This is a genomic window from Lishizhenia sp. (assembly GCF_033720595.1).
In the GTDB taxonomy this organism is placed as follows: domain Bacteria; phylum Bacteroidota; class Bacteroidia; order Flavobacteriales_D; family Crocinitomicaceae; genus Lishizhenia.
In genome coordinates, this window is record NZ_JAWWCF010000099.1 from 1 (window position 1) to 10,925 (window position 10,925).

Annotated in this window: 8 protein-coding genes and 1 tRNA gene; 6 read left to right on the forward strand and 3 right to left on the reverse strand. The window is 38.9% G+C overall.

Annotation, left to right across the window (positions count from 1 at the left end):
* Window positions 1-40: 40 nt before the first annotated feature.
* The 6 genes from R3333_RS08430 to R3333_RS08455 all read left to right on the forward strand — a co-directional run bounded on the left by R3333_RS08430 (window position 41) and on the right by R3333_RS08455 (window position 7,927).
* On the forward strand, window positions 41-1,984 hold the full coding sequence (locus tag R3333_RS08430; protein ID WP_318958347.1) for an ABC-F family ATP-binding cassette domain-containing protein: 1,944 nt from the start codon (window positions 41-43) through the stop codon (window positions 1,982-1,984).
* A gap of 114 nt (window positions 1,985-2,098) precedes the next feature.
* Window positions 2,099-2,174, forward strand: a tRNA-Met gene (locus R3333_RS08435).
* Window positions 2,175-2,534: 360 nt separating this feature from the next.
* Complete coding sequence (gene hemL / locus R3333_RS08440; protein ID WP_318958348.1) at window positions 2,535-3,827, forward strand: glutamate-1-semialdehyde 2,1-aminomutase; 1,293 nt, start codon at window positions 2,535-2,537, stop codon at window positions 3,825-3,827.
* Between the two features lie 38 nt (window positions 3,828-3,865).
* Entirely contained in the window at window positions 3,866-5,029 is a 1,164-nt protein-coding gene (locus R3333_RS08445) for a 1-deoxy-D-xylulose-5-phosphate reductoisomerase (protein ID WP_318958349.1), read from the forward strand.
* Window positions 5,030-5,230: 201 nt separating this feature from the next.
* Window positions 5,231-7,126, forward strand: a complete 1,896-nt coding sequence (locus tag R3333_RS08450; RefSeq protein WP_318958350.1) for a T9SS type A sorting domain-containing protein — start codon at window positions 5,231-5,233, stop codon at window positions 7,124-7,126.
* A gap of 132 nt (window positions 7,127-7,258) precedes the next feature.
* A complete protein-coding gene (locus R3333_RS08455; RefSeq protein WP_318958351.1) occupies window positions 7,259-7,927 on the forward strand; it encodes a 2-C-methyl-D-erythritol 4-phosphate cytidylyltransferase in 669 nt (222 codons plus the stop codon).
* Between the two features lie 3 nt (window positions 7,928-7,930).
* Here the strand turns inward: R3333_RS08455 and R3333_RS08460 are convergent, their stop codons facing one another.
* From R3333_RS08460 to R3333_RS08470, 3 genes are all read right to left on the reverse strand, one after another.
* Window positions 7,931-8,614 carry a hypothetical protein gene (locus tag R3333_RS08460; RefSeq protein ID WP_318958352.1) on the reverse strand — a complete coding sequence of 228 codons (684 nt, stop codon included), beginning with the start codon at window positions 8,612-8,614 and terminating at the stop codon, window positions 7,931-7,933.
* Window positions 8,615-8,623: 9 nt separating this feature from the next.
* Window positions 8,624-10,327 (reverse strand): DUF349 domain-containing protein, encoded by a 1,704-nt coding sequence (locus R3333_RS08465; protein WP_318958353.1) that lies wholly within the window; start codon window positions 10,325-10,327, stop codon window positions 8,624-8,626.
* A gap of 21 nt (window positions 10,328-10,348) precedes the next feature.
* Window positions 10,349-10,925: PfkB family carbohydrate kinase (locus tag R3333_RS08470; protein WP_318958354.1), on the reverse strand; the 577-nt coding region annotated here is incomplete at its 5' end.

Consider the following 10,925-nt stretch of genomic DNA (forward strand, 5'->3'; position numbering starts at 1 on the left):
CACTATTTAATAAACCCATTCTTATCACTACTTTTGCGGCATGATAAATTTGGATAATCTTGGTGTTCACCTTCCTCAGGGGTATTTGTTTAACGAAATTAGTTTACAAATCAATAAAGGAGATAAAATCGGTTTGGTTGGAAAAAACGGAGCGGGTAAGTCTACTTTATTGAAATTAATTGCGGGGTGGGACAAGCCTTCTGAAGGTAGAATTCACAAACCCAAAGATTGTACAGTTGGTTTCTTAACACAGGATATAGAAATCGACACCAATAAAACGGTGTTTGATTACCTAAAGTTTTCTAACGAAACCCTTAATCATATTCGTCAGAAATTAGACGATATCAATGACCAATTGACCACAAGAACGGATTACGAAAGTGATTCTTACTTGCAGTTGTTGGATGATTTGAACGATTACAATACGCAGTTCTCTTTACACGAAGGTTTTCAATGGGAAGAGAAAATCATGGCCACTTTAGATGGTTTAGGTTTCAACGAAAAGAAGATAGAAAATCCCTTGGAAGATTTATCTGGAGGTTGGAAAATGAGAGCCGAATTAGCCAAAATATTGGTGAACAAACCAGATGTTATTCTACTGGATGAGCCCACCAACCACTTGGATATTATCTCAATTTCTTGGTTGGAGAAATATTTACAAACCTTCGAAGGGGCGGTAATTACCATTTCTCACGATAGATTATTCTTAGATAACGTTACCAAGCGTACTTTGGAAATTGCGCAAGGTTCTATTTTAGATTTCCCTTACCCTTACTCTTTGTACAAAGAAAGAAGGTCAGAAGAAATAGAACGTTTAAAAGCGGCTGCCAAGCAACAGGAAAAAGACATCAAGCAAACCAAAGAGTTAATTGATAAATTCCGTGCGAAGAAAAACAAAGCAGCCTTTGCCCAATCTTTGATCAAGAAATTGGAGCGAACTGAAATCATCCAAGTGGAAGATGATGTGGTTGCGAAAATGAAAATAGCCTTTCCTTTAAGTGTGCAACCCGGAAAGTGGGTGTTGGAAATGGAAGATTTGGGTAAATCTTATGGCGACAACCTCTTGTTCAAGGATGTGAACTTAACCGTGGGTAGGGGTGAAAAAATTGCTTTGCTTGGACCTAACGGTGTAGGTAAATCCACTTTACTGAAGCGCATTATGAAAACTTTGGACGGAGACGGAACTGTAAATTACGGACACAACGTACAGGTTACTTACTTCGCACAAGACCAAGCCGAAGCTTTGGATAAAGAAAAAACGATATTGGAAACCGTAGACGAGGTTGCTAAAGGAGATATCAGAAAAGAATTGAGATCTGTTTTAGGTGCTTTCTTGTTTAGTGGTGAAGATGTAGATAAAAAAGTAGGTGTGCTTTCTGGAGGCGAACGTACGCGTTTGGCTTTGTGCCAATTGTTATTGAGTCCGAGTAACGTGTTGATTCTCGATGAGCCGACCAACCACCTTGATATCCAGAGTAAGGAGGTACTTAAGAGTGCGTTGATTAATTACGAAGGAACCTTCATTATTGTATCGCACGATAGAGAGTTCTTGGATGGTTTGACGAACCGTATTTGGGACATTGAAGACAAAGCGTTGAAAATTCACCACTACACGGTACAAGAATTTTTAAGGAGAAAGATGTCGCTCAACGGCGAACACAAGGCGCAAAAGAAAGCGGCCAAGCCGAAAAAAGAGGTGGTTAAAGAAGAAGCACCGAAGCAAGAATTGAGTTACGAAGAAGCTAAAGAATTGAAACGCCAACGTAATAAATTCAAAAATCAGGTCAATAAAGCAGAACAAAACATAGAGCGTTTAGAAAAAGAAATTGCCGAAATGGATAAAGTTCTGGCCGATTTAGATTACACTGACGAAGAGAACGCTGCCAAGCAATTAGCTAAGTATGAAGCCTTAAAAGCAGACTTAGACAAAGAAATGATGGCTTGGGAAGAGGGTACTGAACAGCTCATGGAATTAGAAAATTAAAAGTTTTTCCTTTTTTCCATTGCAGGTTTAAAAAAGCTACGTATATTTGCACCCCCAACGGGACACAAACAAGCGAGTTTGTTTAGAAAAAGAAATAACTATTTTAAGATATAGTGCGAGGTGGAGCAGTTGGTAGCTCGTCGGGCTCATAACCCGAAGGTCGTCAGTTCGAGTCTGGCCCTCGCTACCATTGAAAAGGGAAATTCAAATTTTGAGTTTCCCTTTTTTTGTGTCTTATATTTTGACAAACGGGCGGTCTTTCCGCTATAGTCCTCACCCTCTTTTACTTTTAACTAAAGAGTTGCGCGGCTTCTTAGGTCGCCCCTAACCGCCAAGTTGCAATGCAAAATAGTCCTCCGGGCTGCCGCTGCTATACCTGTTTGGTAGCTCCGTATTCATTGAATCATTTAAAGGATCTTCCGCTCTGAGTAAAATAATCTATACTTCAGTCTCAAATCAACAATTCTCTGACACTTCTTTGTTTTAAAGTTCTTAATTTTGGGGCCGAATCATGAATCTCTTATAGATTCTGCAACTTAAAAATTGAGATATGAAAAGGTCAAATTCTGAACAACTCTTCGAAACTGCAAAACAATACTTGCCGGGTGGTGTAAACTCTCCAGTTCGTGCATTCAAATCAGTTGATGGTGCGCCATTATTCATTAAAAAAGGAGATGGTGTTAACATTTGGGACGAAGACGATAACCAATTCATCGATTTTTGTTGTAGTTGGGGACCACTTATCTTAGGTCATAACAACCCTAACGTAAGAGAAAAAGTAATTGAAACTTTACACAACGGTTCTAGCTTTGGAGCGCCAACGCGTTTAGAAAATGAATTGGCTGCTTTGGTAGTGGAAAATAATCCTGTGATCGACAAAATTAGATTCTGTAGTTCAGGAACAGAAGCGGTAATGTCGGGCTTACGTTTAGCGCGAGGTTACTCTGGAAAAAACAAAATTGTAAAGTTTGAAGGATGTTACCACGGTCACGTAGATGCCATGTTGGTGAAAGCTGGATCTGGATTAGTAACTTTTGGAGAATCTACATCTGCAGGTATTCCTGAAGGATACACCAACGAAACATTGGTTTTACCCCTGAATGATTTAGACGCAGTGAAAGCATGTTTTGAAGAATGGGGACACGATATTGCTTGTGTAATCATTGAACCAATTCCTGCCAACAACGGATTACTGTTACAAGACAAAAAATTCTTACAAGGATTAAGAGAATTGTGTACAGCAAACAATATCTTATTGTTCTTCGACGAGGTGATCTCTGGATTTAGAGTAGCCTTTGGTGGAGCATCAGAATACTACGGAATTACACCAGACATCGTTTCATACGGAAAAATTATTGGAGGTGGATTACCTGTTGGAGCGTACGGAGCAAGAAAAGAAATCATGGCTTGTGTTGCGCCAGACGGACCTGTTTACCAAGCAGGAACATTGAGTGGAAACCCAGTAGCGATGGCTGCAGGAATTGCACAATTGGAAGAATGTGTAAAAGACGGTTTCTACGAAGACCAAGAAGAAAGAACACAATTCTTCGTGAACAAGATTAACGCACACGCCAAGGAGAAAGGATACTTATTTGAAATGTTTACCATTGGATCTATTTTCTGGATGGCCTTCTCTGATAAGTTAGCAATTAGAAGAGCCGATGAAATTGATGGAGATATGACCTCTTTCAAAGATTTATACGGAAACTTATTGGAAAACGGATTGTATGTTGGACCTAGTGGTTACGAAGTAGGATTTGTATCTCAAGCACATACCAAAGAAATCTTGGCAGAGGCAGCAGATAAATTCTGTGCGGCTTTAGACGCAACATTTGCAAAATAACTCAAGGAAAAAAGTAAATTCACACAAAAACCCACAACGTGAAAAAAGGAATAGCAATTTTAGGATCAACAGGATCAATAGGAACGCAAGCTTTAGAGGTAATTGAAAACTACCCAGACAAGTTTGATTTACAAGTGATTACTGCCAATAGAAATGCTGACCTTTTGATAGAACAAGCCATCAAACACCAACCCAATACCGTTGTTATTGTGGATGAAAGTAAGTTTGAGCAGGTGAAGTCCGCTTTGTGGGAGCATGAAATTCACGTATATGCAGGTGAAGATGCTTTGGCACAAGTAGTAGAAGGGAATGAAATTCACACTGTGCTTACCGCGTTGGTAGGATACGCAGGTTTAAAACCTACGCTTCGCGCCATTGAAGCCAAGAAAACTATAGCCTTAGCCAACAAAGAAACCTTAGTGGTTGCAGGAGAATTGGTTACAAAAATGGCCCGAGAGAATGGGGTGAACATTTACCCTGTAGATTCTGAGCACTCGGCAATTTTCCAATGTTTGGTGGGCGACTTTGAGAATAAAATTGAAAAGATATACTTAACAGCATCGGGTGGACCTTTCCGTGGTTACACAAAAGATCAACTCGCTGCTGTTACCAAGGCACAAGCCTTGAAACATCCCAACTGGGAAATGGGAGCAAAAATCACCATAGATTCTGCCTCATTAATGAACAAAGGATTGGAAGTAATAGAAGCCAAATGGTTATTCAATTTACGTCCAGACCAAATCGATACCATAGTACACCCCCAAAGTATTGTACACAGTTTAGTACAGTTTGAGGACGGAAGCATGAAGGCGCAAATGGGCTTGCCAGACATGAAACTTCCCATTCAATATGCCTTGACTTATCCCGAAAGGTTTAAAACAGATTTTCCACGTTTCAATTTCATGGACTATCCACAGTTGACCTTCGAAAAAGCCGACGCTGACACCTTTAAAAATTTGAACTTGGCTTACAAAGCTATGGAGATGGAAGGTACAGCGGCATGTGCACTTAACGCAGCCAACGAAGTGAGTGTACAAGCTTTCTTAGAAGAAAAGATTTCCTTCCTGGCCATTGCAGATATCAATGAAGCTGTGTTAATGCAAACCCCAAATAGCTTATCACCTGTTTATGAAGACTACGTTAACACAGACAAATTAGCGAGAGAAAAAGCATGGGAAATGGTTAAAAACTTCAATAAATAAACATTTCTAAAAAGAGTTACAACCCATAAAACCCTTTAAAAATAAGGGTTATAAGTGTTTAAAACTACATTTCAACTAAGGAATTCGCTTTTAGCTTCCCTACATTTCTAGACATTTTGGTACATAATGCCCTGTTTATAGCTGGATTAATTCTTAATTGTTTATATCTTTAGCGTTAAATAATTAATTACAGTATAAACTATGAAAAAAGTATATTTAAGTGCGTTAGCTATTGCACTAGGTACTAGTGGGGTTATCGCTCAGAACACTCCTGAGATCTCTACACTTAGACCTTTGCATAAAGAAGCTAACAATGCAACAGCAAAAGCACTAGGTACTGATGTGTACACAGATGATTTCTCAACACCAGCAAACTGGACAATCGACAATGACGGTGAGTCTGGAGCAACATTTGGATGGAACATCGATGCTTCAAACGATAGCTGGGCTTTAGCTGATATCGCTTCTACATCAGGTGGTTCTTTCGCTGAGGTGAACAATGGAGATCCAACACAGGGTACACAAATTTTAGACAAAGTTTACACAATGACAACTTCAGCTCCTTTGGATATTGAAGCATTGACATTGGCAAACGCAGGTGCTGCTACAGATCAAGTTAACTTATCTTTCGAGCAATACGGTGCGAAATTCAACGATTTACAAGAAGTAAGAGTAAGTACAGATGGTACTAACTTTACATCTGTTTTCGATAACAACAATAAAGAATTATTAACTGCTTCAGGTGGTTCTGCTTACGACAATACTGAAAAAGTATACGTAAACATTTCTGACGCAATCGCAGGTGCTGCTACTTCAGTATGGATTCAGTTCAGATGGACTACTGCATCTACAAACGTAACAAGTCCAAACGTTTGGATTACTTACGGATGGGCAATTGATGATTTAGCTATTTCTACTTTGAATGACTACGATTTATCTGTAGTTTCTTCAAACTGGGGTAGTTACGAATTAGAGGATGGAAACGGAGATCCTATCTTCAATGAAATTCCTTACTACATCATTCCTACATCTCAAGTTGGTCAAATGGCATTCTCTGCTAACGTGAAGAACCCAGGTGGAATGGACTTAACAAACGTTTCTTTAGAAGTAGATGTTAACGGTTCTGTTGTTGCTTCATCAGCTCCAACTACAATTACTGCTGGTTCTACTGACAGTTTATCTACAACTTACACATTACCAGGAAACGGAGTTTACACGATCTCTCAAGAAATTACTATGACTGAGGTTGATGATATTCCAGCTGATAATGACTTGAAAATTATTCCTCAAGACATCATCGTTGCAGATACACACATTTTCGCAAGAGATGAGTACTCTAACTTCGGTGCTGATGGAGGTACAGCTACTATCGATGGTAGTGAAGTATTTGGATACGAAGCAGGTAACTACTTCGAGGTTGTTGCTGACATGACTGTTAAAGGTATCGATGTAGGTATCGCTAACGAACAAGGAAACGTAGGTGATGAAATTTACGGGGCAATCTACACACCAGATGGACAAGGTTCTTTCACATTAGTAGCAGTTTCTGACTACGTTGAAGTACCAAGCTGGAGTTTAGGAAAAATCTTAACATTGAACTTCCCTGCTGGTTCTCCTGCTAACTTAACTGCTGGTGGATTATACTTTGCATGTGTTGGTACACAGTCTGACTTCGAATACTTAACTTCTGGATTCTCTCCAAGAGGTTTATCTTTAACTTACTACGGTGGTGGTATGATGGCTCCAATTGCAAACGGACGTTTCTACACTAACGCTACTCCAGTAGTAAGAATGAACACATTAGGTACAGTTGCAACAGAAGGTGTTGAGGCTTTAGAAGCTTCTTTAGGACAAAACGCTCCTAACCCATTCTCAACTACATCTGAGATTTCTTTCGAATTGACAGAAGCTCAAGCAGTTTCTTTCGAAATCAGAGATTTATCAGGAAGATTAGTTCAGTCTGCTGACTTAAATGTATTGAACGCTGGTACACACACGTACACAGTTGACGCATCTAACTTGTCTGGTGGTGTTTACACTTACACAATGACAGCTGGTGGTCAATCAGTAACTAAGAAAATGATCGTTAAGAAGTAATTCTTACAATCACTATATTGAAAGGGCAATCGAAAGGTTGCCCTTTTCTTTTTGGTCATTTTTCAATTAGAAAATCAACTCCTTTATATACAGTTCATAATTATGCCTTAACTTTGAGGAAGGACAGATCGTATGGAAAAAACAGTAATCATAACAGCAGGCGGAATTGGAAAAAGAATGGGAACTAAACTCCCCAAACAATTCTTGTTAATCAATGGTAAACCAATATTATGGCTTACATTGAAACGCTTTCATGATTACAATCCTGATTTAGAAATTATCATAACACTTCCTGAAGAATGGCTAGAATATTGGGAAAATGTTTGTGTGAATTATGATCCCATACCTCATCGTGTAATTACGGGTGGTCAAGAGCGATATCACTCCATTAAAAACGCCTTAGAAGTAGCCTCTGGCGAGCTCATCGCAATTCACGATGGCGTACGTCCATTTGTAAATGATTACACGCTAAACAACTGCTTTAAAATGGCCGCAGAAAAAGGAAGTGCAATTCCTTGTTTACCCTTAAAAGAATCTTTGCGTCAAAGAATTGATTTAAAATCTAAAGCTGTGGATAGAAGTCACTTCTTAAGCGTTCAAACACCCCAGGTTTTTCAAAAGGATTTGATACAAAAAGCCTATACAATTGAGTATACCAAAGACATCACAGACGACGCCAGTCTTCTCGAAAAACTAGGCGTAGAGGTTCACACCTGCATGGGGAATGAAGAAAATATAAAGATTACCTCCAAAAGTGATTTACTCTGGGCCGAGGTATTTAATAAAGTAAACCAAGATTAGGTTTTACTTCCAAGCTTTAAAGGCTTCATTAAAAAACACTTTTTCTCTGTCTACTTGTTCAACCAAGTGTTGCTTAAACGCTTCAACTTCACCTTGCTGTATAGCGTTGCTAGGTATGTGCAAAGTTAAATCTTTGATGTATTCTAAATACAAGGTTTGCTGGTGTATGCTCACCTTTCTTAAACCTGTATAATACATTACCGTAACCTCTCTATCTGTACTCACTACAGCCTTCGAAGTTATACCAACTCTGAACCAATCTTTACCCAAACCTACAAAAGTATGTAGCAAGTGTTCGGTAGCAACAATTACCAAGGCCAAGCCTACATAAATGAGTATGGGCGATATCATAAAATAAAATACCGCCATACTCACCAATACTGTTACCTCTAATAAACTGTACATTAAAATGCGTTGCTTTCTTGCTTTGGACAGAGGTGCCGACCAAACAAATTTCTGTGTTTGTCGAGCAATGAATAAACCCACCCATCTTCTCGATGCTTTTAAGGCACCCAACAACAAGAAAATTCCTGCAAGAATTCCGTAAATCAAATCGTTATATTCAAAGTCTGGTCCTGGAAATTCGATACCAAACAATTTGTATATCCCCGCATAATCCAATGCCATGGCAAAAGGAAGTGAAAGGATGAAAAATATAACGGTCCAAATATTTACGAATCTATTCATCTTAATCTACTAGTCTTGTGGAATCATTTTTAAACGCTGTTTCAAAGCAGCGATTTTCTCGTTAGAGCTTTCAATTTTACGTTCTACCTCTTGCTTTAATGCATTTGCTCCTTTACTGTTAGCAAAGAAACCAAGGTTGTTTTCGTATTGAATAATCTCTTGTTTAATTTCGTTGATTTGGTTGCGAATCTCTTGTCTTTCTTTTCCAAACATCTTCTTCGCATCCGCGCTTCCAGAAATCGTATCTATTTTAGCCTCGAACATCACCTTATCGCGTTCTTGACCTTCTAACTTCAATTGTGCGTAATGCGCATCTAAAGCAGATTTGTACGCCTTGTAGACTCTGTCTTTATCTTTAAAAGGAACTTTTCCAATCTGTGCAAACTTCTGAGAGAATGCTTTAAGCGCATCAATTGCCTCTTTCTTGGTTGCCGGCAATTGGAAACTTTCGATTTCCTTAATCAACTCCTCTTTAGCTGTTAGGTTTGTTGAGTTCAACTTATCTAATTCGTCAAAGTGTTTTTGCTTGGCATCGAAGAAGTAATCACATGCAGCTCTGAACTCTTTCCATAAAGTCTGTTCGTTGCGCTGACCCGCGTTTCCAGCTTTTTTCCATTCTTTCTGAATGTTAATGATTTGCTGTGTAGTCTCTTTCCAATCCGTTGATGTTTTCAACGCTTCTACTTTAGCAATCAATCCTTTTTTGCGGTCTGCAATCTTATCGTAAACTGCTCGAATTCCTTCAAAGAAGTTTGATTTTGCCTCAAAGAAGGTATCACATTCTGTACGGAATAATTTCCATACTTCCTCATTCTCCTTCTTTGGTCCAAATCCTATGGTCTTCCATTTTTCCTGAAGTGCCAATAAGGCCTTCGTGCTCACATCCCAATCTTTTACAGATTCGTTCTTTTGTGCCACCAAAGTTCTCGCTTCTTCCAACAAGGCTTTTTTCTGTTCAAGATTCTCGTGCATTTTTTGCTTTCTGTCGTCATAAAATGCTTGAATTCTATCCCATGTAGCCTTAACGTTAGACCAGTAGGCTTCTTTTACGCGTTCCCACTCTTCTTGCGGAGCTGGACCCACGTCTTCCCATTCATTTTGCAAAGCTTTTAAAGAAGTTTCCACCTCTTTGATCGACTCTATTGCCGATAAATCTTTGATACGTTCAATAATGGCTTCTTTGGCCTCCAAGTTTTTCTTGAAATCATATTCTTTGATTTCTCTGTAAATCTTCATGTTGTAGAAGAACTCTTCTAACAACCTTGAATATTCACCCTGGATGTCAGGTCTTTTGTCACGAGGAATCTCACCTACTTGTTTCCAAGCTTCTTGAATTTCTTTGTATGCACCAAAGGCCTGACCAATGTTTTCTTCTTCCTCAACTACAGCACGTAGTTTTGCAATCAAAGCTCTTTTCTTTTTCAAGTTCTCGCTTTGCGTTGCATTTTTCTCATCTATGATTGCTTTTTTTCTTTCCTTGTAATCAGAATACAAAGCATAAAACTCATCTTTCAATACATCAACAGCAGGTTCTTCCTCTGGGGTTTCACCTCTTTCTTGGGCTTCTAGTTGAGCTACTTGACGTAATCGTCCTTCTTCCAATAAAAAATCTTCGAATTTCGACTGTAATTCGTTTACATCTCTACTTACCGCCAAAACATTTTCTTGTGTTGTTAAGGCTTTAAGTTGATCGATAAAAGCTTGTTTTTCCATAATATGAGAGAATTTAGGATACTATCCTACAGTATGTACCATATCGAAGTCAGTTAAACGTACGAATTGCTCGATACGTGCATCAACTTCTTCTTTTGTAATATTTTCTAATTTTTCAGTTCCGAATTTTTCAACACAGAAAGATGCCAATGCAGAACCTGCAATAATTGCTCTTTTCATGTTGTCGAAAGAATAATCATCTGTCGCCGCGATGAATCCCATGAATCCACCTGCAAAAGTATCTCCTGCTCCAGTTGGATCAAATACTTCTTCTAACGGTAAAGCCGGTGCAGAGAAAATATTATCTCCGTGGAACAACAATGCTCCGTGCTCTCCTTTTTTGATGATCAAATATTTTGGCCCCATATCGCGAATAACGCGTGCTGCTTTAACCAAAGAGTATTCGCCAGACAATTGTCTCGCTTCTTCATCGTTGATGATTAATACATCTACCATCGTCAAAGTCTTTTTCAAATCATCCATGGCGATGTCCATCCAGAAATTCATTGTATCCATTGCAACCAATTTTGGACGCTCTGCTAATCTTTCGATTACTGTACTTTGAACTTGTGGAGATAAGTTTCCTAACATTACGTAA

What these genes read in the sequence shown, in the direction of transcription:
- R3333_RS08465 (WP_318958353.1), bottom strand. Translation starts at nt 10,327, where the DNA reads ATGGAAAAACAAGCTTTTATCGATCAACTTAAAGCCTTAACAACACAA.
- hemL (WP_318958348.1), top strand. Translation starts at nt 2,535, where the DNA reads ATGAAAAGGTCAAATTCTGAACAACTCTTCGAAACTGCAAAACAATAC.
- R3333_RS08450 (WP_318958350.1), top strand. Translation starts at nt 5,231, where the DNA reads ATGAAAAAAGTATATTTAAGTGCGTTAGCTATTGCACTAGGTACTAGT.
- R3333_RS08455 (WP_318958351.1), top strand. Translation starts at nt 7,259, where the DNA reads ATGGAAAAAACAGTAATCATAACAGCAGGCGGAATTGGAAAAAGAATG.
- R3333_RS08430 (WP_318958347.1), top strand. Translation starts at nt 41, where the DNA reads ATGATAAATTTGGATAATCTTGGTGTTCACCTTCCTCAGGGGTATTTG.
- R3333_RS08460 (WP_318958352.1), bottom strand. Translation starts at nt 8,614, where the DNA reads ATGAATAGATTCGTAAATATTTGGACCGTTATATTTTTCATCCTTTCA.